Origin of the sequence: Bradyrhizobium sp. 153 (genome assembly GCF_023073835.1) — a bacterium.
Taxonomy (GTDB): Bacteria; Pseudomonadota; Alphaproteobacteria; order Rhizobiales; family Xanthobacteraceae; genus Bradyrhizobium.
Map to the genome: position 1 here is coordinate 1 of NZ_JADPKH010000017.1, position 25,414 is coordinate 25,414.

A 25,414-nucleotide genomic window follows, 5' to 3' on the forward strand; every position below is an offset into this window, starting at 1 on the left:
CCACACGTACTCGGCATATTCCCGTGGCATTGAAAATTTGATGGGTGCCTTCATGTGGCTCGATCTCACGCCCAAAGGCCGCCATCAATTCGATGACGGCCACAGCCGGCTTAGTGACGACGGCCGGGACGTCCGAACGCTCGGGCGACCCAGCGGCGCGAGGACTGGCTGTCATTGACGGTCACTGGCGACATCACTGGGTTAGGAGAGCTTCATGTCCGCACTCGGCGGTAACCCGAAAGTCCCGCAATCAGGAGCAGAGCGGCGCGATTAGCCCTTAGCTATAGCAGGCAGAACCATTTTCCGAACGCAACTACGGCGGTAGACCGGACGCGCAACGACGCCTGCCTCAACGCCGCTTTTGACCCCCAAAGCAGTCACTCGTCTGGTGCTCGAGTTGACTGAGCGAGCTGAAAAACCAGCCGCCGGGCGCCATCGACCAGTTCTTGGACGACATCCGCTGCAGGCTTAATTTCATTCACTAAGCCGACGCCCTGTCCCGCTAGAAAATCCATCGAGTCCAGGTCGCCCGAGGCGTCTGGCGTCGGTGGAAAGCCCATGAAGCGCAAGAGTGGCGTCGCCCGGCCACCGACTTTCGTCTCGCCAATCTGCGGCTCATCGGCCCGCTGCTCACTGCCGCGCGCCTCATCTGGCAGCCAGCGTTCGACAAAGGGCGTGCGCAGTGTGCGATGAGGGGCATTGGGCCAGCCGTGACCGAAAAGCGTCGTCCGCACCGTGTAATCTTCCGCTGCATCGATAACCTTCTGTTTATAGACCGTATGCGCGTAGGCTTCTGTCGTAGCGATCAGCCTCGTTCCGATCATCACGCCCTGCGCTCCGAGAGCGAGAGCGGCGGCGAAGCCCCGCGCATCCGCAATGCCTCCGGCTGCAATGACGGGAACTGGAGCCACCGCGTCGACGACCCGCGGTACCAGCGCCATTGTTGTAATATCGCCAGCCAGGTGGCCACCGGCTTCCACACCCTGAGCAACGATGGCATCGACCCCGGCATGAGCAGCTCTTCGCGCGTGGGCAACCGAGCCGACTTGGTCGATCAGTTTCACCCCTGCCGCTTGGGCTGGGCCTACAAAGGGAGTCGGATCGCCCCAAAAGGTCAAGAGGACTGGAACCCGCTCCTCGAGGCACACTTCGATGACCGCCTCGATTGGAAATGGCAGATGCGGTCCACTCAGCAATATACCGACCCCGAACGGCTTTTCGGTGAGCGATCGCAGGCGCCCAATCTCCTCGCGCAGCACCGGCGGCGGGTTGCCGCTAAATGACATAATGCCGAGTCCGCCAGCGTTGCTCACCGCTGCCGCAAGCTCGGGCCCGGTGATAAACCCCATCGGTGCGGCAAAGACGGGCACATCAATCGCCAACAGATGGCAGAGCGCGGTGCGCAGCATGACAGCCTCCATTGCATTCGGTGTACCCCCGCCACCGCAGCGGAAGTAAACATCGCCCAGAGGGCGGACTCAAGGTGGCGCGTGCTCCAACAATCCGGTGTTGGCCCTGAGCGGTATTGCACCGCCACAAGAACTCGGTCGCTAACAGGACATAGCGGAAATTGTCCGACAACCGACTATTGTAGAGGGCGACGCTCGTGATCCAAACCGGACTACGGTGTTAATGTTTGCCGATAAACGTAAGGACAGCCTGGTCGTACGCGTCAGGAGCTTCTGCAGGCACGGTGTGCGAACTTCCGGCAATGATGATCCTCTCGCGGTTTGGTAGGCAGGTCTCTAGCTGGTCGACAATTCGATAGAAGAATTTGGGACTTCGCTCGCCATTGGACAGAAGCGTTGGCGCATTGATCGACTTGGCCATTTCGCACGTGAACGCCGGCCTCGGGCGTTTTGTTGTGGCGTCGGCTTGAAAGGACGCCACGTTATCGAAGTTCATCTTCTGGTCGGCAATGGATCGACGTTCATAGGCGCCCGGTCCGCCGACGGCGTTCACGAACAGCGGTATGCCGGTTTTCACGTCGCCTGCCTTGACTGCCTCCCTCGCCGGTGCCTGGGCATTGCCCCACTCTTTCAACATGTCGCCGAGCCCGGGAACGCCGGCCAGGATGCCCGTCGCGGGCGGTTCGTTGAGCGTCAGGCTGACCAACTTTTCCGGATGCACGGCGGCAAAGAAAAGCGCCGCATGCGCGCCAGACGAATGCGCAACGACCCTGACCTTCGACAAGCCTAGAGCCCGCACAAACGCGGCAAGATCCTCGCCGTGCGCATCCGCAGCGCCATCCGGCATGCTCTCAGGACTTGCCTCATTTGGGAAGTGGTTGCGGCGGCTGTAGGCAATGGCGCGATAGCGATCGGCGAACTTTGGAAGATGCTGCAGCCACATTCGGTAATCTTGAAGACCGCCGTGAACAAATATAACCGGTTCGCCTTGACCAACTTCCACGTAGGCAAGTTCAGTCCCATTGGCAGTGACGCGCTTTATGTCTTCTGCGTGGGCGCTGGAAACCTCGAGAAAAATACACGACGCTGCGGCGAACTTAGCGACGAGGCGGAGCATTGCAGTCTCCCTTATGGCTTATAGCCCCACGGCAGTGAGGCTAATTCGAGGCAATCTCAGGGCTGGTGGCCCGCCCTTATTTTTGTCTGCCGGGCCAGGCGCTGGAGGTGTTGGCGCATGTGGCAACTCGGCAGTGCATTCGCTCATTGCGGGTCCTCAATTCGCGTTACGAAACTATCGGGGCGTTCGCGGCGAAATACGCGTGTGGCGAAGGAAGGCGATGCTCGTCTCTATACTTTGCAACGGATCGGCCGAAACATCTTGCTCGACGAAAAAATGCTGCACGCCGCACCGAAACGACGCGTCGAGTATTTTTGCGAAGTCGATCGTGCCGTTGCCTAGCTCGGTGGTCGATCCGTCGCTCGCCATATCCTTGAGATGCACCAAGCGGAATCGAGATGGATGTGTCTTCAAGACTTTCACGGAATCGAGGTTTCCTTTGGTTGCCCAGTAAACATCGAGCTCGAACTTGACAAAGCGCTGATCCGTACGGCTGAGCAGAATGTCGTAAGGCTGGACGCCACCTGCGAGGTTCGCGAACTCAAAATCGTGATTATGATAGGCAAGTGTCAGCCCGGAACGCGCCGCCAATTCACCGATCCTATTCAATCTGTCACAAATCCGCTTCCAATCGTCGATTGTCTGCCGTTCCAACTGGTCCAGCCATGGACACACGACAAACCGGCTGCCAAGCAAATGAGCGATGTCGAACGATGATCCGGTATTGTCTCGCAGGTTGCCGTAGTCGATATGCAGCGACGGCGCAGTGAGACCCAGGCCCAGCAAAAGTTTCCGGGTGCGCCGCACATTGGGGCCGAGAATGCCGGCAAACTCCACCTCGCGATAGCCGAGACGGGCAACCTTCCGTAGGGTCCCGTCAAAGTCGGCTTTCAGCAGATCGCGGACCGTATAGAGCTGGAGACCAATTTTCGACAGCTCCCGACCGGATACCGGCGCAATCCCTATCGCGGCACCTCCCGCGATACCGGCGAGAATATCGCGTCTGCTGAGGACCGCGCGCGGGGAACCAACGGAGAAAGTTGTCGACCGGCGGACCACAATCCCACTGCCTCTCGATGCCCACCATTGATTGCCGGGTTGCCGAGACTGTCGCGCAGCTACTTCGGCGTTTGCAGTACGACCCCGTAACGACCGTATATCCGACCAATCGTGCCGTCGTTTCGCAGCCGTTCAAGCGCTCCATTGATGGCTTCGCGCAGTGCATCATCCGGCCGAACCATGCCAACGGCGACATTCCAGTTGAGATCGGCCACGGTCTCGTCGCGATCCAGGATGCGAAATGCTTTGTCCGGGTGCGTCAGATTGAAATAGCTCGCCGACGTGGGCGTGACCGCAGCGGCGTCAATCTCATGGTTTGACAGGGCGTCGAGGCTGTCGCTCTCGAAGCCAAAGGTCGACGTGGGTACGTGCCGTTGACCGATGATCATGGCTGCGACGGATCCGACCTGCACTCCCACCTTGGTATGCTCGTTGAGGCTCTTGAACGAGGTGAGTGGGCTGGATGACGGCACGACCAGCGCGACGCCAGTGCGATAGTAGGGCTTTGAAATTCTCAAGCGGGTTTCGCCTTGCGCGTCGCGGTCGGCGATGACATCCAGGAGAATGTCGCAGCCGGCGCTACGCATCTGGTACTGGGTGATGATCCAATCTAGCCTCAGCGAGACGCCGAGTTCGCGCGCGAGCGCCTGACCCAATTCGATCTGAAAGCCGGGAGGATCACCGGTTTTGCTCGCGAAGGGAAGCGAGTTGGGATGGGCGCAGAGCCCGAGCACGCCGGACGAACGGATCGCGTCCAGGGTCCGCGCTTGCGCTGGCCCCGACATTCCGATGACGGCGCCGATGACGAGCAGAAGAATTGTCTTCATTCGCGTCCCCGCGTAGATGGGGCCCCAGCGGCTCAGCCCTCGCGCGGCTTCAAGGCGCGGATATATTTGACGATCTGGTCGATCTGCGCGTCGGTGAGGGCGCCGTCAAATGCCGGCATCGCGCCTTGCTTGCCGTGCTTGATGCGGTTGTGCAGAAAATCGTCATCGCGCGGCGAATTCATCAGCTGCGGCCCCTTGCCGGCAGCCCGTCCGCCATCGGAGTGGCAAAAGCCGCAGGTCCCCGCGAACAACTGCTCGACATCGAACGTTCCGTTCTCTGGCGCAGGGGTAGCAGGCTGCGCTTGAACCAACCCGGTGAGACACAATAACGAAGCGCCCAACAGCGCCGATCGCAGCGCGGTGATCTTGTTCGATTGCGATTTCAAGGCATCCAGCTCCATGTCCTGAAACACGTCCGGCGAGTTCAACGTCCGGGGAGCAAGCTTGCGCCCGCTCCCCGGCAGATCAATTTGCGATAGCCTATTTCAGGCTGTAGACGATGAGCGCACCGTCGTCGCGCGGCATGCTCTTGTAAACGCCGCCGAAATTTGGCGCATATTCGTCGGACAACATGCCGCCAAAGCCCGCGACCACGGCGATATATTGCTTGCCTCCGGCGGAGTAGCTGATGATGCCGCCTTGATGGCCGGTTCCGTCGGAGTGATTCCACAGTTCACCCCCGGTTTCGGCATCGTAGGCGTGAAGTGTGCCGCGGGAGTCAGGTACGAACACGAGATTTCCCGCGGTCGAGAGCACACTTCCAAGCGGCGGCTCGGGATAGCGAACCTCCCATTTCTTCGCCCCGGTGACGGGATCGCGCGCATCCAGGTGACCATAGATCTCACCGCCCGGAGGCGGCGCCATCTTGAAATCGGCGCCGATGTTGAGCTGGACCTGTGGCGTGGTGACAGGCGTCGTCTTCTGGATATCGAGCGTCATGCACCATTCCTGGCCGATTTTATAATAGAGTCCGGTCTTAGGGCTGTACGAGCCGGAATTCCAGCTGACGCCACCTCCGATGAATGGACACAGCGGCGGTTCGGTCACTTTGCCCGCGGAGAAGTCGCGCCGGCCGATCAGCGCGCCCGTCTTGGGGTCGATATCCTTGACGAAATTGATGTTCTCAACGAGCCGCCAAACGTTCTTGACGGCGAGATTGCGGTCATAGACGAAGATGAAACCGCTCTTGTTCGGATGGACGACAAGCTTCTGACCGTCACGATCGAGCATCAAGAACTCGCCGACGGCGCTGTCGAAATCCCAGGCATCATGAGGCAGCTCCTGATGGTAGAACTTCAGCTTGCCAGTATCGAGATCGAGACCGATCACCGACGTCGTGTAGAGATTGTCGCCGGGCCGCGCGCCTTGCGTCTTGTAGTCGGCGCCCGACCAATCGTAGAGCGGCGCCGGGTTGGCGGTGCCCCACAGAATCGTGTTGGTCTCGGAATCGTAGGTGCCCGGCATCCAGCCGCCACCTCCACCCGTGCGCCAGGAATCGTTTCCCCAGGACTTCATCGCTTCATCAGTGCCTGCGACCGTCAGGAACTCCCACTTCTTTTTGCCGGTGGCGGCATCGACAGCAAATATCGGACCGCGGCCCGGCCACTCTCCGCCTTGCGAGCCGATGATCACCGTACCCTTCGCGTAAAGCGGCGCACCGGTGAAACCGACTGTAAGTTTTTGCGAATCGATCAGCTTGGTATCCCAGAGAACCTTCCCTGACTTCATATCGAGTGCGATCAGACGGCCGTCCATCGTGCCGACAAAGGCCTTGCCTTCGCCGAGCGCCAAGCCGCGATTGTAGGGGGAATGGGTCTGGCGCGCGATCAGCGCCTCGTCGAGCTCAGGGAAATAGGACCAGATCACCTCGCCGGTCGCGCCGTTTAGCGCAAAAACCCGGCTGTAGGAGCCCGTGTAATAAAGAACCCCGTCGGCCGCGAGCGGCATTGATTGCAGGCCGCGCGTCGAGCGTCCGGGAATATGGATCCAGGCAACACCCAGATTGCCGACGTTGCTTGCGTTGATCTGCGCCAGCGGGCTGTAGTGATAGGATTTGTAAGAGCCGTGATAGGTCAGCCAATCATTCTGACCAGCGGCCTCGATCCGAGCTGTATCCACGGATTGAGCCAATGCTGACGACACAATCAGTGTCGCGCCAATGGCAACAAGAGGTAAACCAGATTTGCGCCACCGCCTCTTCATGTATACGTCCTCCCGTTTTTGTTTATCGACCTGCATTTTTCAAGCGCCGACCGTGAGTTGCATGCAGTTCAGTGCCTCATCGATTCATCTCCAATCGCGCGTGAGTTCCCAGCAAGCTTCGATCTCTCCGGCGAAAATCGCCAAAGAAGCTACAAGTCCACGTTCGTTGGGTTGTCGTTGCACTTCTGCTTGCGATCATAGAGTACGCCGGATCACGCGGAGTGCAATGTCGGAAATGCGCCTGGCGCAAAATGACAGACCGGCTTACCTTTTGATAAATGTTTTCTTTCGAATAGCTGCGTCGTCAGGATGTCGCCTAGAGCAACGCAAAAAGCGAGATCCCGCGAAGAGCGATCGGCCGCTGTGCACGATGCCAAAGAATCCAGGGCTAGGCCGGCCGCCACATGTTCATGAGCGGCGCGGCGCTGCGGCGTCAATTTTCGATATGGGCAAAGACCCCCGTAAAGCGGGCGGCGGGCTCGCCACAACCGAGCGACGGTCTACTCGCCGTGATCGGAAGCCTAGCAGTCCGGTATTCCTGGTGGACGCGCTGAGGCATTGGCGTTGGCACTGGTCGCGGCAGAAGGTGTGGAAGGAGAGCCAGTGCTTGCGCCGGGCGACGTTGTTGAACCGACCGTCGTGTTTCCAGATGGTCCAGTTGCAGTGGTGCCACTCATGTCGCGAACGACCTTATTGGCTACGTCCCAGCATTGCTTGGTATCATGACCGCTCGACCCACCCGTCGAAGTTCCTTGTGCGTTTGCGAATGTACCGACAGCTAACAATGCGGCGCTGATCGCCGTTGACAGAAGAATCTTCCTCATGGACGAATCTCCTCCTTGAGAGCCGGCTGGAATGCCGACGCCTCTCAATGCTGACGCGCCATCCAACGTTCCTCACAGGGCGGCCGAACACATGGCTGCTCCGACCACCGCTGCAAAGTGCAGCTTCTTCTTGCCAACCCGGAGCCGTCACACATGGCCCTTGCGCCGTATTGCACCGCCACAGAACCCCGGTCGCTTGCGACCCGCTCGGCTCCTACACCATGGCCTGGCGCATCGGCGGCGCGTTGATCTGGTCAGCTGATGAAGCTAGGGCGGAAGCAAGTGGCAGACCACCCAAACGGATGTCCGTGCCCGTACCACGGTCTATTATCGTAAGTTCGTTACGCCGGCACGGCTTAGTCCGTCCGCGAGGTGTTCGCGATATCTCAAGTCGAGGTATGGAGTTGTTATTTCGAATTGCCGCCGCGGGTCCTTCGGTTGTCGGGATATAAACTCCTGCAGCAAAGGCTGTGCTTCTTCTATGCGTCCAAGTTGCCCCAGGCTCGCAAGAAGGGCTCTGAGAGCGAGATAAGGACGTCGTAGCTGGATCGCTAGTTCGCCGTAATGCACTGCCTCCTCGTAGTTCTCCTGATGGTAATGGGCCAGCGCAACGAAGCTAAGGAAGCTTCCGGCCTGTGGATCGTTCGGATTCAGGCGTAAGCTGCGCAATAACGAATCCAGAGCTTCAGTGAAATGCCCGATATGGACCCGAACCAAACCAAGGGAGAAAAACCCTAATGCGAAATTTGGATTAAGGTCGATTGAACGTTGCGCCTCGGCAAGCGCTTGGGAGTGCATCTGCCTCAATAAGCTGGCCCAACACAGGGCGTAGTGGCAGTAGGGATCGCGGTCGTCGAGCGCGACTGCGCGCGCGGCCGCAGTATAGATGTCCGACACATCTTTCGTGAGATCGCTGCTCCAGCCATACCAAATGCGGGCATTCAGTGTACGGGCAAGCGTCATGTGAGCCTGAGCGAGGTTCGGATCAAGCGCTAACGCCTGTCTTATAAGAGTTATCGCCTCTTCGTGCTCTTCAGGTGCGAGCTGCGAGAAGTGCCACATCGCACGCATACAGCAGTCGAAGGCATCGAGATTCCTGACGCTTTTTCGAAACGCTCGTCTCCCTTCGATCAGCAGCATCTCAGGCTCGATGGCACCGACTACGCTCTGCGTGATCTCGTCCTGAATGGCGAATATGTCGGCCAAATCGCGGTCGAAGCGCTCCGCCCAGAGGTGATTTCCTGTTTGTGCTTCGATCAGCTGTCCCGTGATCCGCACGCGCTGCCCAGCCCGTCGTACACTGCCCTCGAGGACATATCGAACGCCAAGTTCGCGAGCGACCTGTTTCACGTCAACTGCGCGCCCCTTGTACACGAACGTCGAATTTCGGGCGATGACGAAAAACCAGCGGTTATGGGACAGAGCGGTAATTATGTCCTCTGTGATGCCATCTGCGAAATATTCCTGCTCGGGATCTCCACTCATGTTCGAGAACGGAAGTACCGCGATGGAAGGCTTATCTGGGAGTGCGAGCGAACCACCCAGGATGCCGGTACTTACCGGATGCTCAGGTTGCCAATCCACCGAGTAAACCGAGACTGGACGACTGATATTCTTCAGTGAGCGCTGTCCGAGCGGAGTGAGTGCAAAGTTCAGCTTGCCTTCGATCTGATCTCGCACCGTACCTGAAATGCAAATTCCGCCTGGTTCAGCCACCCCTTCGAGTCGCGCAGCGACATTCACTCCATCGCCCAGTACATCATCGCCATCCGCCATGACGTCGCCAACATTGATGCCAATCCGAAACTCCATCCTGCGGTCCTGAGGAAGATCGGCGTTGTGGCGATCAAGAGAGCGCTGGATGGCCACGGCGGCGCGCACCGCCTGGACTGCACTACTGAACTCCGCAATCACGCTGTCGCCTGCGGTCCCAAAAACCCTGCCTGCGTGTTCGGCGATTAGATCGGATATCGTGCGACGATACCCGTCCAAAGTTTGCAAGGTCGCCTCTTCATCCGCCGACATCAGGCGGCTGTAGCCCGCAACATCTGCTGCCATGATCGCGGCCAAACGCCTTGTGATCGGAGGGTTGTTCATGGCTCCGCTCCATCTAAAGGAGCGAGTTTAGCCGAAACCAGCCCGCGGGGTAAGCCGTGCGATCTCGGCTGTCGACGGTGAAGCGGACGACGGGCGGCGCTTGGTTCGATCGCCGCTTGTGGCCCAAGGCCGACGTGGAGCCATTCTGCTGCCACGTCGGCTTCTGCGCGCAAAGCGAATGCGACAATTGCGGAGGCACGCGCCAGTCAACACTCTCGTGCCCCGGACGCAGCGCAGCGTCACTTCCGACGGTGCGCTGCCGAGCCGGGGCCCAAAGCTGCGGCTTTCTGGATCCCGGCTCGGCGCAGCAGCGCTCAGCGGCCCAGGTCGAGCTCTTCAACCAGCTCCATTCTTACCTGCGCGAGGCATCTCAAGGACCCTCTGGAGCAGCGTGGGATGGCCAAGAACGGCGCGCAATTCCGGTTTGTCGAGCCATGCTGCTGCGTCCTCAAAGCTTTGGCATTCCTCGAGCTTGATGGTTGCCGTCGCCAATGGCACGTCGACGGGGCCGAATTTGCGCGGACTGGCAAGCGATAGTGATCCCAAATGCGCGCCTAACAATTCCAGATCCTGGCTGAGCTGGTGTAGTGCCCCGGCCATCGCGGTGGGCTCAGATGCGGCGAGTTCGTTTGCACGGAGCACCACAGCGGGCGGGTTGTTGGTTTCCGGCGTGGCAAAAAGTCCAGGCGTCTTCAGTCGTGCAGACGTCATGAGACCCAACGGGATTGAAAGCAGAAGACCCAGTACGACAGGCGACATCCAAAGCAGCAGGGGCAGAGAGACCGCGTAGGCACTGAGCGATAGCGCCAATCCGCAGAGCGTAGGGCCGGCGAGCTTGCGATAGATTTCGCCGCGAGCCAGCTCGCCATCGCTCCGGCGCTGCACCTGCCAGCCGGCGTCCCGACCAGCTAGAATTTCAAACACGGCCTTGGTCTGGAGGATCATCATGCATGGAGCGATCAAAGCCGCAAGAAACGTCTCGCAAGCGACTCCGGCCAGTACGCGAGGACTCCTTGCGAATCCGATCCGCTCTTTTCGATTGCCGATCAGCACCAGGTAGGCGAGCAGCTTCGGCAGGATCAGAAGTCCCATTGTCGCTGCAAAGACCCGGGCGGCAAGCACCGGGTCCTGTTGCGGCCAGGTCGGAAACAAACTGAAGCCTTTGGGAAAATACTCCGGTCGGATGAAATGCGCCTGCAGTGCAATCAGCAGGCCGAGTACCAGGAATAGAAACCACAGCGGCGCGGTGACATAGGAGCCGATGCCCGTAAGCAAATGCAACCGCGAGACCCAATGTAGCCCGCGGGCGGGCAACACCGCCAGATGCTGAAGGTTACCCTGGCACCAGCGGCGATCTCTTGCCGCAAAGTCCAGCAGTGACGGCGGGACTTCTTCGAAGCTGCCGCCAAGGGCCGGTGCCAGATAGATTTTCCAGCCCGCGCGGCGCATCAACGCGGCCTCGACAAAATCATGGCTTAGGATGTGACCCCCGAAAGGCTTACGACCGCTCAGCTCCGGCAGGCCGGCCTCCGCAGCGAACGCCTGCACCCGGATGATGGCGTTGTGGCCCCAGTAATTGCTGTCGCCACCGTGCCACCAGGCATTGCCGGCTGCAATGATGGGGCCGTAAACACGCCCCGAGAATTGCTGCAGCCTACTGAAAATTGTGCGCGCGTTGACGATGACCGGCTGCGTCTGGATCAGCGCAGCAGCGGGATGGGACTCCATCGCGTGGACAAGGCGAACTATTGTGTCGCCCTCCATGAGGCTGTCCGCGTCGAGAACGATCATGTGATCATAGGCCGACCCAAACCTCATGACCCAGTCGGCGATGTTGCCGGATTTCCGCGCGATATTGTTGGAGCGATGCCGGTAGTACAGCCGCGCGGCGCAGCAGGCGCGGCGCAGCCCAATGAACGTCATCTCTTCACGAATCCAGATGTCGGGGTCGCTCGTATCGCTCAGTAAGAACCAGTCGAACTGGTCCCCATATCCGGTAGCTTGAACTGATTCATACATGGCGCGCAGTCGCGCCATGAGATGATGCGGGTCCTCATTATAGGTGGGTAGCAGCATGGCTGTGCGGGAGGTTACACGAGGCAGGGGGCCCGTCGTATCGATCGGCAGACAAGACCGGGTGCGCGTGAGCAGCACGAGGAATCCGGCGAACGCGGACATGAAGGAGAAGGCGACCCATGCGAGCAGCACGAGGAAAAAGCCGAGCAGCATCGCCTCGAGGAAGGTTACACCGCCAACCTTCACCACGTCATACATGCCGTAGCCGCCTGCAAGCGTCAGCACCCCAGTCCCGACAAAAATAAAGAGGCGGCGGAGCGTCAAGGCGGTGCCCGAATGTACCGGCGACGGGTTAGCCTCAGTCGCGCGATCCAGCCGGCACGGCAGCATCGGCATCGGGCTTTCTGGCGGGAGGAATGTGCTGCCAGGTGCGTCCGGCGACGGCGTCGGCGACGGCCTCAGGGCGTCCATCGATAGGTCCACACTTCGGAGACTGGCGCTTCGTTTTGCGCCAAGAAAGCTCGTAATTCGATGGCGGCTTGCTTCTTGACCGAGCATTGGAAGCTCAGACGCCATCCGCCTGTCATGGGATTAGGTTGCGTGACGATGTTGCTGATTTCGGCTTGTGCAGCGGTCACCACACCTTTGATGGTCTTGGCATCGATGCCTTTGAGTCGCTCCCCCATCAGTTCCAGCACGAACAGTTTGCTATCATCTCCCCGGCTTCCGATCGCCGTTCGCGTGAACCGTGCGAGCGCCTCCGGTTTGGGGGCGTCCGGACCCCAGTGCAGCCGATAGGTGAAGATGTGTTCGCTTTTGGCGGTCAGCGGGTGCTTGGGTTGCCAGAGCGCTGCGATGTTATCGTGAATGTCCTCCTTGGTAGGTATCTCGAATAATTTCACCGCTCCTTCGCCCCAATCTCCGATCGGCTCGAACCATAGACTTGGGCGCTTTTCGAAGTTGGATTCGAGATCCTGATAGGCGAAGAAGTTCCTCTCCCGCTGCATCAGTCCGAAGCCGCCCGGATTGACATCGGCAAAGCTGCTGACCTGCAGATCGTGCGGATTGTTGAGGGGACGCCAGAGTTGCTCACCTCTGCCGTTGAAGATCGCAAGTCCATCCGAGTCGTGAACCGCGGGGCGGAAATCGTCAAAATCTTTGCGATCGTTCGGCCCGAAGAAGTACATGCTGGTCATAGGCGCGAGCCCGGCATGCTCGATGTCTACCCGGGGATAGAGAACCATCTCGACGTCGAAAACCGTGCTTTGGCCTGGCCGGATCGTGAATCGGTAGCTTGCGGCCGCGCTCTTGCTGTCCAGCAGCGCGTGCACCACGATGGACGAGGCATTTGGCGTCGGCTTCTCCAGCCAGAAAGCCTTGAACACCGGGAATTCTTCGCCCTTGCTCTCGCCGGTATCGATCGCTAGCCCGCGCGCCGACAGGCCATACGTCAGTCCTTTCGCGACTGCTCGAAAGTAACTGGCGCCCAGGAACACACAAACTTCATCGTAATAATCCGGCCTGTTGATCGGCGCGTGAATGCGGAATCCGCTGAACCCGATGTTGACATCCGGCCATTGTCCGAGACCCTCTCCGAACGAGAAGTCGTCGCGCCGATACGGGATCGGTATGACGCTCCTATTCACCACCTGAAAAATGTCGACCCGGTTCTTGTAGAAAAAGCCGCGGTGAAAAAATTGCACTTCGAACGGTAGCTTCTCATCACGCCACAACGCCTTCTCAGGCGCGAAGCGAATTGATCGGTATTGGTCGTAGTTGAGATTCTTCAGTGCATCCGGCAGCTTCTCGTCGGCAGGCGCGAATGATTTCGCGGCAAGCGCGCGGGCAAGTTCGCGCACGTAGGATGGGCTGAATGGCTGGGCGGGCCCCGTCTCAGCCTTCCCTGCACGCAGTAGCATGTTGGCAACTGAGAACGCAGCCGATACGCGAAGGACTTGCCGGCGGTTCACGCTCACGTCTCCCGGTTCGAAACAGGTGGGAAAACGGCCTATGTTCCCCGGAGTTCCGTGCGGGTAGGAGGATCTGCCACTGGTGACTTCAGCAGAATGTTCGAATGGACTGAGGAGGGGATTTGAAGCAAGACTGGCGTGAACTGCGGGGCAGCTCTCGCGGCTGGTCTGCCAACTGCCGGAGCTCGCGGTGTTTGGCGTTTCCCAAGTCCGCACGCTCAGATTAGCTCAGCTCTCGCGACCCGGACGCAGCGCAGGGTCATCTCGGTGGTGTGCTGCAGAGCCGGGCCCATGGCCCTGGATCGCTGTGTGGCTTGCTCAGGCGCTGCAGCGCGCCGAGGGCGAGAGCCAAAATAAAACGGGGCCCTGAAGGGCCCCGCAAAGCTCTGCAACGCTGCGCCGAACTTACTTGATCTTGGCTTCGCGGAATTCGACGTGCTTGCGCGCGACCGGGTCATACTTCTTCTTGACCAGCTTGTCGGTCATGGTGCGCGAATTCTTCTTGGCGACGTAGTAGAAGCCGGTGTCGGCCGAAGACACGAGCTTGACCTTGATGGTGACCGCTTTGGCCATGTTCAAAACCTCAGGAATGAAGGAAATCTGGAGCCGGCCAAACGGCCCGCGTTGGCCGGCAACCTAGCCAGAAACCGCCTGATGTCAAGGTTTTAGGGGGCAGAAACCACCCAAATCGGCCCGATCAGGCCTCGAAGAAGCGGTTTTTCGGCCGCGGCAGGCCCAGATTCTCCCTCAAAGTGGCCCCTTCATACTCTTTGCGGAAAATCCCGCGGCGCTGCAGCTCCGGCACCACTTTGTCGACGAAATCGTCGAGACCGGCGGGCAGGAACGGGAACATGATGTTGAAGCCGTCGGAGCCGCGCCCGACAAGCCATTCCTCCATCTGATCCGCGATGGTCTTGGCCGTGCCCACGAACGAAAGGCCCCCATAGCCGCCGACGCGCTGGGCAAGCTGGCGCACGGTGAGCTTTTCGCGCGCGGCGAGATCGACCATGCGCTGGCGACCGCTCTTGCTGGCGTTGGTCTCGGGAATATCGGGGAGCGGGCCGTCCGGATCGAAGCCGGAAGCGTCGGTGCCGAGAATGACGGAGAGCGAGGCGATGGCGCTGTCGTAATGCACGCGGCTGTCGAGCAGCGCGCGCTTCTCCTTCGCCTCATCAACGCTGTCGCCGACCACGACGAAGGCGCCGGGAAGGATCTTCAGGTGCTCGGGATCGCGGTCGACCTTCGCCATGCGGCCCTTGATGTCGGCATAGAGCTTTTGCCCGTCGGCGAGGCTGCCGCCGCCGGTGAACACGGCCTCGGCCGTCTCTGCCGCGAGCTGCCTGCCATCTTCGGAGGCGCCAGCCTGCACGATCACTGGCCAGCCCTGCACGGGGCGGGCGATATTGAGGGGACCGCGCACTTTCAGATATTTGCCCTGGTGGTCGAGCGTGTGCATCTTCGCGGGATCGAAGAACAGGCCGGTCTCGACGTCGCGCACGAACGCATCGTCGGCGAAGGAGTCCCAGAGCCCGGTGACGACGTCGTAGAACTCGCGGGCGCGCTTGTAGCGTTCGGCGTGCTCCATGTGATCGTCGCGGCCGAAATTGAGCGCCGCGTCCGGATTCGAGGTGGTGACGATATTCCACCCCGCACGCCCGCCGCTGATGTGATCGAGCGAGGCGAAACGGCGCGCGACGTGATAGGGCTCATCGAACGTGGTCGATCCCGTAGCGATCAGGCCGATGCGCTCGGTGACGGCCGAGAGCGCCGACAGCAGCGTGAACGGCTCGAACGAGGTCACGGTGTGGCTGCGCTTGAGCGCGTTGATCGGCATGTTCAAGACGGCGAGGTGATCGGCCATGAAGAAAGCGTCGAACTTGCCGGCCTCGAGCTTGCGGATCAGCGTCTTGATGTGGCCGAAATTGAAATTGGCGTCAGGCCAGGCGCCGGGATAGCGCCAGGCGCCGGTGTGGATGCTGATCGGGCGCATGAACGCGCCAAGCTTGAGTTGCCGTTGTGCCATCGCCCGCTATCCGTTCTTGGTGACGCTCGGGAACACATAGGCATGCCGGGCAACTCCGCCATTGGGGAGGGCGGAAAGAATTTTTTGTTTTTCGATGTGGGCTCAGTAAATTCGCATCATTCCGGGGCGCCGCGTAGAGGCGAGCCCAGAATCCATCGAGCCGTGGAGACGATGGAGAAATGGATTCCGGGCTCGCGCTGCGCGCGCCCCGGAATGACCAGAGGAAAGAGCCGCGCCGTGAATGACGGCCTAGCTCAAAACATCCTTCTGCATCTTGCCGCCGTAGAAATGGAAGAACGGCACCGGTGCATCGTGGCGGAGCGGGCCGGTGGCAAGGCGGGTGTCGAGCTCGTTGAGCACGTTGCGTGTCATCGGATGCAGGTCTGCGAGTGGTTTTGAGCCGAGCTCGACCCAGACCAGCTCGACCAGCTCGGCATCGGCATGGATCACGCCCTCGACGCGATGGGTGATCGCGGAAGCATCCGCGGTAAAGAAGCGGGTGTCGAAGCGCTTGACGCGGCCGGGCGGAGTGATGGCGCGGGCGATCAGGAACAGGCCGGAGGGATCGGGCAGCAGGCCGGCATCCGCGAATGGCTTCCAGGGGCCCTCGAGCTTCGGCGCCTTGCCTTCAGCCTTGCGGCCGAGGCAGAGACCGGTCTCCTCGCAGGCTTCGCGAATCGCGGCAATGGCGAGCGATTTGGCGCGCGAGGGAGGAGTCTTCGGGCTGCCCTTGGCGAGATTGGCTTCGAGCTCCGCGGTGATGGGGGCGGCGCAGGGCACGCGATAATCGGCCTTGTCGACACGGCCGCCGGGGAAAACGAACTTTCCGGGCATGAACACCACCTTGTCGTGGCGCTTGCCGACCAGCACTTTGGGAATAGGCCCGCTGCGATCGACCAGGATCAGTGTCGCTGCATCCCTCGGACGAAAATAGGGATGGTGGTCGGCTTCCTTCTCCTCGTGAACTTTAGCCTTCTCCTCTGCCGGCGAAATATCCGTCATGTCCTCACCCAAACCGCTCTTGTTTGTTTTGCTTACACAGGCGGAATACCATCGGGAGGGTTCTCGTCAAACCCGTGCATGCGCAGAGCCCATTGCAAGCCGACCACAGCTCCCTTGACGGGCTGCAACAGCGCGAGCGAGGCGAGGAAGGTAAAAGGCAGATAGGCCACGAAACTGAGCCACACCGGCGTCGTGTAGTTGGTCTCGATCCAGAGGATGGCCGGTACCACGATGTGGCCGACGATGACGATCACGAGATAGGCGGGCAGATCGTCGGCGCGATGCGGGGTGAAATCGAGGTCACATTTGGCGCAATTGTCCGCCGTCTTCAGAAAGGCGCGGAACAGCTTTCCCTCGCCGCAGCGCGGGCAGCGGCCGCGAAAGCCATGCTTCATCGCAGCCCACACGTCGCGCCTCTCGACAAGGCCGGTCTCGCGCGTCCAGATCTTCGGCGCCGTGCTCATCGTCACCATGCCTTGCCCTTCTGTCCCTTGCTTTTGCTCTTGCTTTTCCCCTTGGCCTTCTTGCCCTTGCCGGATGTCTTCTGTTTCTCCGGCCTGCGCTTCTTCTCGGGACTGCGTCCCGGATGCGGCGTCGACGATTTGCGCTGCGGGCGGAACGGCCTGCGTTCGCGGGAGCCGGTCTCACCGGCCGATGACAGCAGCTCGAAGCGCAGCGCTCCTGCGATGGGAGCCGCTTCGATCAGACGAACGTCGACGACGTCACCGAGCTGATACATGGTGCCGCTGCGCGTGCCGACCAGCGCGTGGCGGCTCTCGTCATAGTTGAAATATTCCGTGCCGAGGGATCGGATCCGGATCAATCCGTCGGCGCCGGTCTCGGCGAGCTTGACGAACAGGCCGGCGCGGGTGACGCCGGAGACGCGGCCCTGAAAACTCGCGCCGATGCGGTCGGCGAGATGGTGCGCGATCAGGCGATCGACGGTCTCGCGCTCCGCCTTCATCGCGCGCCGTTCGGTGAGCGAGATATGGGCGGCGACTTCACCGAGAGATTCGGGCGTCGCGCTGTCGGGCAGGGCGCCTTCGCCGAGGCCGAGCGCGCGGACCAGCGCGCGATGCACGACGAGATCGGCATAGCGGCGGATCGGCGAGGTGAAGTGCGCATAGCGGCGCAGGTTTAGGCCGAAATGACCGTAGTTTTCCGAAGAGTATTCCGCCTGGGCCTGCGCGCGCAGCACGACCTCGCTCACCAGCGGGTAATAATCGTGGCCTTCGAGCTGGGCCAGCACGCGGTTGAACAGCGTCGGGCGCAGCGCACCTGATTTCGTGAAGGGGACGTCCAGTGTCTCCAGGAACTCGCTGAGGGCGTGGACCTTCTCCAGCGTCGGCTCGTCGTGCACCCGGTAGATCAGCGGCAGCGATCTCTTCTCCAGCATCTCGGCCGCGGCGACGTTGGCGAGGATCATGAACTCCTCGATCAGCTTGTGCGCATCGAGACGCTCCGGCACGACGACGCGGTCGACCGTTCCGTCGCTCTTCAAGAGGATCTTGCGCTCGGGCAGGTCGAGATTGAGCGGATCGCGCTCGTCGCGCGCGCGCTTGACGCAGGCGTAAGCCGCGTAGAGCGGCTTCAGGATCGGATCGAGCAGCGGGCCCGTGGTATCATCGGGCCGACCGTCGATCGCAGCCTGTGCCTGCGCATAATGCAGCTTCGCCGCCGAGCGCATCAGGATGCGGTGGAAGCTGTGCGAGCGCTTGCGGCCGTCGGGTCCGATCACCATGCGCACCGCCAGTGCGCCGCGCGGCTCACCCGGCACCAGCGAGCAGAGATTGTTGGAGATGCGCTCGGGCAGCATCGGCACGACGCGGTCGGGGAAATAGACCGAGTTGCCGCGATCGAGCGCGTCGCGGTCGAGCGCGGTGCCCGGCCGGACATAGAAGCTCACGTCTGCGATGGCCACGTTGACGATGAAGCCACCCTTGTTGTTGGGATCGTCGTCGGGCTGCGCGTGGACCGCGTCGTCGTGATCCTTCGCATCCGGCGGATCGATGGTGACGAGCGGCACGTCGCGCCAATCCTCGCGCCCTTTCAGGTTCGCAGGCTCCGCCGCCTCCGCCTCGCGCTCGGCCGCGGGCGAGAATTGCAAGGGGATGTCGTGGGCGTAGATCGCGATCAGGCTGATCGCCTTCTCCGACTTCACCGAGCCGAGCCTCTCCTTGACGCGACCGGAGGCCAGGCCAAAGCCGCGCGAGCGGACGATGTCGACGCTGACGAGGTCACCGTCTTGCGCGCCTTGTGTATCGGTCTTCGCGATGTTCAGCTCGCGGTCGGCGAACTTCTTGTCGACGGGAACGAGTCGTCCGCCGCCTTCGGAAAGACTGCGGAAGACGCCGAGGATGCGGCTCTTGGCCTTGTCGATGACCTTGATGATGCGGCCGCGATAGGCGGGACCTGCGTCCTCGTCCGAGCGCTCGACGCGCAGCAATGCGCGGTCGCCGACACCGGCGGCCGTGCCAGGCTTGGGCCGGCGCGGCATCTCGATCAGGATTTTTGGCGGCTCGCCGCTTTCGACCTCGTCCCATTCGGCGGGGGAGGCGATCAACTCGCCGTCGGAGTCGCGGCCGGTGATATCGGCGAGCAGCGTCGGCGGCAGCGTGTCGGGCTCGGAGACCTTGTGGCGCTTCTTCTTGATGATGCCGTCGTCGCCGAGCTCGCGCAGCATGCGCCTGAGCTCGGCGCGATCGGCGTTCTTCAGGCCGAACTCGCGCGCAATTTCGCGGGTCCCGACCTCTCCGTGGTTTGCCTTGATGAAGGCGACGATGGCTGCCCTGTCGGGAAAGCCATGGTCATTCTTGCGTTTCACTTAACCTCTAATTCTTGCCGGCACTCTTCTTGGCCGGGGCCTTGGTGGCGGCCGCCTTGGTCGGCGACGTCTTGGCAGTCGACGAGACGGCGGCGCGCGCCTTGCTGGTGGATTCGGTTTTCGATTTGGCCGGGGCTTTCTTCGCCGCCGGTTTCTTCGGCTTCGGCGCGGCGTCCTCGCCGTCCGCAGCCTTCTCAGTAGTCTTCTTGGCCTTGGCAGGCTTTGCCGCCTTCTTCGCCTTGGTCTTGCTGCCGCCCTTGGCCGCGCGTTCGTCGATCAGCGCGATCGCCTGCGGCAGCGTGATGGCATCCTTTTCGAACTCGGCCGGGATCGTCGCGTTGACACCGCCTGCGGTGACATAGGGGCCATAGCGGCCGCTCTTCACGGTGACGGTGCCGAGCGTCGGATGGTCGCCGATCGTCTTGCCGGGATCGGCGCCGAAGCGGCGGCTCGGGCCCTTCGCCGCCTTCTCGGCGATCAGCGTCACCGCGCGGTTGAGGCCGATGTCGAATACTTCGTCGCCGGCTTCGAGACTCGCATAGGTCTTGTCGTGCTTCACGAACGGCCCGAAGCGGCCGAGGCCGGCGGTGATCGGCTGCCCCGTCTCTGGGTGCTTGCCGATCTCGCGCGGCAGCGACAGCAGTTTCAGCGCAAGCTCGAGGTCGACATCGCTGGGCGAGGTGCCCTTCGGAATGCCCGCGCGCTTCGGCTTCTCGCCTTCCGCATAATCCTTCTGCTCGCCGAGCTGGATGTAGGGGCCGAAGCGGCCGGCCTTGACCCAGACATCGAAGCCGGTGTCGGGATCCTGGCCGAGCGAGCGGTCGGCGCTAGCTTCCCCATCGGCGGCGAGCTGGCGGGTGTAGCGGCATTCCGGATAGTTCGAGCAGCCGACGAAGGCGCCGAACTTGCCGGCCTTGAGGTTGAGCCGGCCGGTGCCGCAATTCGGGCATTGCCTGACGTCGCCGCCATCGGCGCGCGGCGGGTAGATGTGCGGGCCGAGCATCTCGTCGAGCACGTCCAGCACCTGCGCGACGCGCAGGTCCTTGATCTCGTCGACGGCGCCGATGAAGTCGCGCCAGAAATCCTTCAGCACCTCCTGCCAGGAGATCTCGTTGTTGGAGATGCGGTCGAGCTGCTCTTCGAGGCCGGCGGTGAAATCGTATTCGACATAGCGGCTGAAGAAGCTTTCGAGGAACGCGATCACGACGCGGCCCTTGTCCTCGCCGTGCAGGCGCTTCTTCTCCAGCTTGACGTAGCCGCGGTCCTTCAGAACCTGGAGGATCGAGGCATAGGTCGAGGGACGGCCGATGCCGAGCTCTTCCATGCGCTTGACGAGGGATGCCTCCGAGAAGCGCGGCGGCGGCTCGGTGAAATGTTGGGTGACGGCGAGCGACTGCCGCTTCAGGGCTTCGCCGGCGCTCATGCCGGGCAGGCGGCGGGAATCCTCGTCCTCCTCGTCGTCGCGCCCTTCCTGGTAGAGCGCGAGGAAGCCGTCGAACTTGATGACTTGACCGGTGGCGCGCAGCTCCAGCGTACGGCCGCCGGCCTTCGCGGTGATGTCGACCGTGGTGCGCTCGAGCTCGGCCGCTTCCATCTGGCTTGCGATGGTGCGCTTCCAGATCAGCTCGTAGAGTTTCGCCTGGTCGGAATCGAGCTTGCGGCTCATGCTGTCGGGCCGGCGCGACAGATCCGTCGGGCGGATCGCCTCGTGCGCTTCCTGGGCGTTCTTGGCCTTGGCCTGGTACTGGCGGGGAGCGTCCGGCACATAGGCGTTGCCGTAATCCTCGCCGATCACCTTACGCGCCTGGGTGATCGCTTCAGGTGCGATCTGCACGCCGTCGGTACGCATATAAGTAATGAGTCCGGTGGTCTCCCCGCCGATGTCGATGCCTTCATAGAGCCGCTGGGCGATGCGCATCGTGTGCGCCGGCGCAAAGCCGTATTTGCGGCTGGCTTCCTGCTGCAGCGTCGAGGTGGTGAAGGGCGCCTGCGGATTGCGCCGCGCGGGCTTGGCATCGACCGCGGTCACAGCGTAGGCGGCCGCTTCCAGCGCCTTCTTGAAGTCGTCGGCTTCCGCGCCGGTGCCGATGTCGAGGCGCTGGATCTTCTTGCCGTCGGCGCCGACCAGACGGGCCTCGAAGGCATCGCCGCGCGGGGTCAGCAGGGTCGCGACCAGCGACCAATATTCGCGCGCGACGAACTTCTCGATCTCGAGCTCGCGATCGCAAACGAGGCGCAGCGCCACCGACTGCACGCGGCCGGCCGAGCGCGCGCCCGGCAGCTTGCGCCACAGCACGGGGGAGAGGGTGAAGCCGACCAGATAGTCGAGCGCGCGGCGCGCCATATAGGCGTCGACCAGGGCGCCGTCGATCTGGCGCGGATGCTTCATCGCGTCGGTGACAGCCTGCTTGGTGATGGCGTTGAACACCACGCGCTCGATCTTCTGGTCCTTCAGCGCGCGCTTTTCCTTCAGCACTTCGAGCACGTGCCAGGAGATGGCCTCGCCCTCACGATCGGGGTCGGTGGCGAGAATCAGGCGGTCAGCGCCCTTCAGCGATCTCGCGATATCGTTCAGCCGCCCGGCGGCCTTGGGGTCGACCTCCCAGATCATCTTGAAATTGGCGTCAGGATCGACGGAACCGTTCTTGGCGGGAAGGTCGCGGACATGGCCGAACGAAGCCAGGACCTCGTAGGACGAGCCCAGATATTTGTTGATCGTCTTGGCTTTCGCCGGCGACTCCACAATAACGATATTCATGTAGTTCCAGTAACTTACGGGAAAATCTTGGGCCGAAAACCAAAGGATTCGGGTCGGCCGTTTCGACCCGAACATGGGTGGTGAGGCCGTCCCTGTCAAATCGGGGCGTGTTGAAGGCCGCCGCGGTAGGAAAAGTTTCATATCGAAAAAGTTGCAAAATACCACCTTGGAGTTGCGATCGATGTCGGCGTAAGGTTTCTGCGGGGCATGGATTCGGGGTGGGGTCTGGTGGCTAAGCCAGCAAGGAAACGGGCGCGCGCCGGATCAGGCGCGCCGGGAGGCTCGCGCAACGAGGAACCGGGGGAAGGCGGGGCGGATGAGGCGGTCGCCTTCATCGCGGAGCAGACGGCCGCCCTGCGCAAGCTCGCCGAGCGCCACAAGCTGCACATGTTGCATTATTTATTGGGCATGACCCAGCTCGAGGCCGACGAGCATCTGAGATTGCGGACCAAGCGCAAGCTATCGTGAGATTCTAAAGTCGTCTCGGCGAAGCTGGGACGCATAGGACGTGAACTATCGAGAGTGCGCACCATCCGCACCGGCGGAGGATCGCTGCCTGTCTTCGCCAAACTGCTCCCGGTGGTTATGGGTCGCGTCGCCGGGACGACGTTGAGGAGAGATCGTGCGCGACGGCTATCCCGCCGCCCTTCGCCGCGGCGCCGGCCGCGGTTTCAGCGTGGTATCGGCCGGCGAGAGCAGGCGGCCGTCCTCGGCGCGCAATTCGAGTTTCTTCACCGGGCAGCCTTTGGCGCGATCGACCAGAATGGTCGCGATCTCGTCGGGGTGGTCGTCGAACTCCTCGCTCCATTGCCGTAGCGCGACCAGCACCGGGAAGGTGCCGCGGCCCTTCGGCGTCAGCACATATTCCTGGTAGGCGCTGCCGTCGGAAGCGGGGGCGGTCGCCAGAATGCCGTGCTCGACCAGTGACCGCAGGCGCGCGGCCAGAATGTTCTTGGCCATGCCGAGCTTGCTCTGGAATTCGCCGAAGCGCCGCACGCCGAACAGTGCCTCGCGGATGATCAGCAGCGACCACCAGTCGCCAAGCGCCTCCAACGACCGTGCGATCGGGCAGGAATCGCCGTCGAAGCTCGTTCGTCTCACCATTGTCTCTCGTCCTGTCGCGTTCGCCCGCGTGCCGCGCCGATCACGCGCTTGTGTGGTTGCATCATAAAACCATTTGTCTTAGATGACAACTTAGTTTCATAATGCAACTACTGGAGGCGAGCGTGAGATTGAAGAACAAGACGGCCCTGATTACCGGCGGCAACAGCGGCATTGGCCTTGCGACTGCAAAGCTGTTCGTGGCCGAGGGCGCCAAGGTGGTGATCACCGGCCGCAACAAGGGGACGCTGGAGGCCGCTGCGAAAGAGCTCGGGCCGAACGCGCTTGCGCTGGTTGCCGACGCCACCGACATCGCCGCGACGGAGGCCGCGATCAAGAAGGGCGCGGACAGGTTCGGCAAGTTCGACATCGCCTTCGCCAATGCCGGCATCGCCGGCGGCACGCCGCTCGGCTCAGCCACGCTTGAGGTCTTCGAGACCGTGATCCGCACGAACCTCACCGGCGTGTTCTTCACCGTTCAATCCGCGCTGCCCTACCTCAACGACAATGCCTCGATCATCCTCAACGGCTCGGTGATCTCCGTGCTCGGCATTCCCGGCTACTCGGCTTACGGTGCCGCGAAGGCCGGCGTTCGCGCGATGGCGCGGACCATGGCCTCGGAACTGTCGCCGCGCGGCATCCGCGTCAACGTGGTCGCGCCGGGCGCGATCCGCACACCGATCTGGGGACCTGCGGTGGCGACGCCCGAGGCTGAGAAGGCATTCGAGAGGCGCATCGCGCTGTCGACGCCGCTGGGGCGCATGGGCGAAACGGATCACGTTGCGAAGACCGTGCTGTTCCTCGCTTCCGATGATTCCGCGCATGTGCAGGGCCAGGAGATCTTCGTGGACGGCGGCGCGGTCGCATCTCCGAGCGGCGCGCCGATCTATCGGGGCTGATTGCTCAAGCGAACTCGATTCCCTCTGGCGCAACTCGGCTGTTGCGCCGGACGGTTCAGCGGCCGCGAGCCCTAGAGCAGCGACACCAATCCGCCGCCGTGCCGTTCGAGCCGGCCCGCGAGCTCGAGCTCCAACAGCACGGTGCGCACGATTGCGGGCGAGGCGCCGGACATCCGCACGAGATCGTCGATCGAGATCGGGGCAGGCCCGAGCAGGGCGGTGATCTGGTCGCGGTCGTGGCCTTGCGGATCGCGATCGAACGGCTCGCTGTCGGGCTCGCCTGCGGGATGCATCAGCGGCCGCTCCATGATCGGCTGCACCGCGTTGATGATGTCGGCGGCCTCGGTGACGAGGGTTGCGCCCTGCTTGATCAGATCGTTGGTGCCGGCGGCGCGCGGATCGAGCGGCGAGCCGGGCACGGCGAATACCTCACGGCCCTGTTCGGCCGCCATGCGCGCGGTGATCAGCGAGCCCGAGCGGTGCGCCGCTTCCACCACGACCACGCCGAGCGAGGCACCGGAGATCAGTCGGTTGCGGCGGGGAAAGTCGCGGGCGCGCGGCTCGTGGCCGAGCGGCATTTCGGAGATTGCCGCGCCCTCATGGTCGAGGATCGCTGCGAGCAAATCGGCATGTTCGGGCGGATAGATGCAATCATGCCCGCCGGCGAGCACGGCGATCGTGCCGCCTTCGACGCTCGTGCGATGCGCGGCCTGGTCGACGCCGCGGGCGAGACCCGAGATGACGACAAAACCGGCTTCGCCGAGCTCGCGCGCAAGCTGGCCGGCAAACTTCAGCCCGGCGCCGGAAGCATTGCGCGAGCCGACGATCGCGATCATCGGCCGCATCAAGCTTTTCGTGTCGCCGCGCACGGCGAGCAAAGGCGGTGCATCGTCGAGCGTTGCGAGCCGCGCCGGATAGCCGTCTTCACCGGGCGCGAGCCAGGCGATGCCGAACTTGCGGCTTGCGGCGAGCTCGGCCTTGACTTCGTCGGCGCTACAGATGCGCCCCGACCGTGCCGCGCCGCCGCGGCGCGCCAGATCCGGCAGCCGCTCCAGCGCGGCGCGCGCGGTGCCGAAATGGTCGACCAGCGAACGGAAGGTGCGCGGCCCGACATTGTCGGAGCGGATCAGCCGCAGGCGGTCGATCCGCTCAGATTCGGTCAGCTCCACGCTTGGATTGATGGCGTCCACGGCGTCTCCTTGCAGGCACAGCATGGAACAACCTGAGGGCGTTGCGCAACAGTGACGTGCGCTTGCGCGACCGCGCCCCGATGCTAAAAGCGATGC

At 62.1% G+C, this 25,414-nt stretch carries 20 protein-coding genes; 3 read left to right on the plus strand and 17 right to left on the minus strand.

The window, feature by feature from the left end:
• Positions 1–178, plus strand: a 178-nt coding sequence (locus tag IVA91_RS03900; protein WP_256466397.1) for a DUF899 family protein, incomplete at its 5' end; no start/stop codon positions are given.
• Between the two features lie 199 nt (positions 179–377).
• Here the strand turns inward: IVA91_RS03900 and IVA91_RS03905 are convergent.
• The 15 genes from IVA91_RS03905 to topA all read right to left on the minus strand — a co-directional run bounded on the left by IVA91_RS03905 (position 378) and on the right by topA (position 22,128).
• Positions 378–1,409 (minus strand): nitronate monooxygenase, encoded by a 1,032-nt coding sequence (locus IVA91_RS03905; RefSeq protein ID WP_247420633.1) that lies wholly within the window; start codon positions 1,407–1,409, stop codon positions 378–380.
• 220 nt (positions 1,410–1,629) lie between these two features.
• Positions 1,630–2,526 carry an alpha/beta hydrolase gene (locus IVA91_RS03910; RefSeq protein WP_247277000.1) on the minus strand — a complete coding sequence of 299 codons (897 nt, stop codon included), beginning with the start codon at positions 2,524–2,526 and terminating at the stop codon, positions 1,630–1,632.
• A gap of 174 nt (positions 2,527–2,700) precedes the next feature.
• Entirely contained in the window at positions 2,701–3,585 is an 885-nt protein-coding gene (locus tag IVA91_RS03915) for a sugar phosphate isomerase/epimerase (protein WP_247277001.1), read from the minus strand.
• Between the two features lie 59 nt (positions 3,586–3,644).
• Positions 3,645–4,412, minus strand: coding sequence for a transporter substrate-binding domain-containing protein (locus IVA91_RS03920; protein WP_247277002.1), 768 nt, complete (start codon positions 4,410–4,412; stop codon positions 3,645–3,647).
• A 32-nt stretch (positions 4,413–4,444) separates the two neighbouring features.
• Entirely contained in the window at positions 4,445–4,798 is a 354-nt protein-coding gene (locus IVA91_RS03925) for a cytochrome c (protein WP_247277003.1), read from the minus strand.
• 94 nt (positions 4,799–4,892) lie between these two features.
• Entirely contained in the window at positions 4,893–6,614 is a 1,722-nt protein-coding gene (locus IVA91_RS03930; RefSeq protein ID WP_247277004.1) for a PQQ-binding-like beta-propeller repeat protein, read from the minus strand.
• Between the two features lie 1,151 nt (positions 6,615–7,765).
• Positions 7,766–9,535, minus strand: coding sequence for an adenylate/guanylate cyclase domain-containing protein (locus tag IVA91_RS03935; RefSeq protein ID WP_247277005.1), 1,770 nt, complete (start codon positions 9,533–9,535; stop codon positions 7,766–7,768).
• A 336-nt stretch (positions 9,536–9,871) separates the two neighbouring features.
• Positions 9,872–12,127: a glucans biosynthesis glucosyltransferase MdoH gene (gene mdoH / locus IVA91_RS03940; RefSeq protein WP_346015465.1), complete on the minus strand. Its 2,256-nt coding sequence runs from the start codon at positions 12,125–12,127 to the stop codon at positions 9,872–9,874.
• Positions 12,010–13,470, minus strand: coding sequence for a glucan biosynthesis protein G (locus IVA91_RS03945; RefSeq protein ID WP_247458398.1), 1,461 nt, complete (start codon positions 13,468–13,470; stop codon positions 12,010–12,012). Before IVA91_RS03945 ends, mdoH begins: the two co-directional genes overlap by 118 nt.
• Before the next feature lie 456 nt (positions 13,471–13,926).
• Positions 13,927–14,094: a 50S ribosomal protein L33 gene (gene rpmG, locus IVA91_RS03950; RefSeq protein ID WP_007603295.1), complete on the minus strand. Its 168-nt coding sequence runs from the start codon at positions 14,092–14,094 to the stop codon at positions 13,927–13,929.
• A 124-nt stretch (positions 14,095–14,218) separates the two neighbouring features.
• Positions 14,219–15,544 carry an LLM class flavin-dependent oxidoreductase gene (locus IVA91_RS03955; RefSeq protein WP_247277007.1) on the minus strand — a complete coding sequence of 442 codons (1,326 nt, stop codon included), beginning with the start codon at positions 15,542–15,544 and terminating at the stop codon, positions 14,219–14,221.
• A 249-nt stretch (positions 15,545–15,793) separates the two neighbouring features.
• A complete protein-coding gene (locus IVA91_RS03960; RefSeq protein ID WP_247277008.1) occupies positions 15,794–16,546 on the minus strand; it encodes an NUDIX hydrolase in 753 nt (250 codons plus the stop codon).
• Positions 16,547–16,578: 32 nt separating this feature from the next.
• A complete protein-coding gene (locus IVA91_RS03965) occupies positions 16,579–17,019 on the minus strand; it encodes a DUF983 domain-containing protein (protein WP_247277009.1) in 441 nt (146 codons plus the stop codon).
• Complete coding sequence (gene rnr / locus IVA91_RS03970; protein ID WP_247277010.1) at positions 17,013–19,370, minus strand: ribonuclease R; 2,358 nt, start codon at positions 19,368–19,370, stop codon at positions 17,013–17,015. Before rnr ends, IVA91_RS03965 begins: the two co-directional genes overlap by 7 nt.
• 7 nt (positions 19,371–19,377) lie before the next feature.
• Entirely contained in the window at positions 19,378–22,128 is a 2,751-nt protein-coding gene (topA, locus tag IVA91_RS03975) for a type I DNA topoisomerase (RefSeq protein ID WP_247277011.1), read from the minus strand.
• Positions 22,129–22,356: 228 nt separating this feature from the next.
• On the opposite strand from topA, the gene IVA91_RS03980 reads away from it, so the two are divergent.
• Positions 22,357–22,596 (plus strand): hypothetical protein, encoded by a 240-nt coding sequence (locus IVA91_RS03980; protein WP_247277012.1) that lies wholly within the window; start codon positions 22,357–22,359, stop codon positions 22,594–22,596.
• Between the two features lie 165 nt (positions 22,597–22,761).
• Here IVA91_RS03980 and IVA91_RS03985 read toward each other — a convergent pair whose 3' ends face one another.
• Positions 22,762–23,232, minus strand: a complete 471-nt coding sequence (locus IVA91_RS03985) for a helix-turn-helix domain-containing protein (RefSeq protein WP_247458343.1) — start codon at positions 23,230–23,232, stop codon at positions 22,762–22,764.
• 122 nt (positions 23,233–23,354) lie between these two features.
• Here IVA91_RS03985 and IVA91_RS03990 point away from each other — a divergent pair, with 122 nt between their 5' ends.
• Entirely contained in the window at positions 23,355–24,128 is a 774-nt protein-coding gene (locus IVA91_RS03990) for an SDR family oxidoreductase (RefSeq protein WP_247277014.1), read from the plus strand.
• A 71-nt stretch (positions 24,129–24,199) separates the two neighbouring features.
• On the opposite strand, the gene dprA is transcribed toward IVA91_RS03990, so the two are convergent.
• Complete coding sequence (gene dprA, locus IVA91_RS03995; protein ID WP_247458345.1) at positions 24,200–25,342, minus strand: DNA-processing protein DprA; 1,143 nt, start codon at positions 25,340–25,342, stop codon at positions 24,200–24,202.
• Positions 25,343–25,414: the final 72 nt, after the last annotated feature.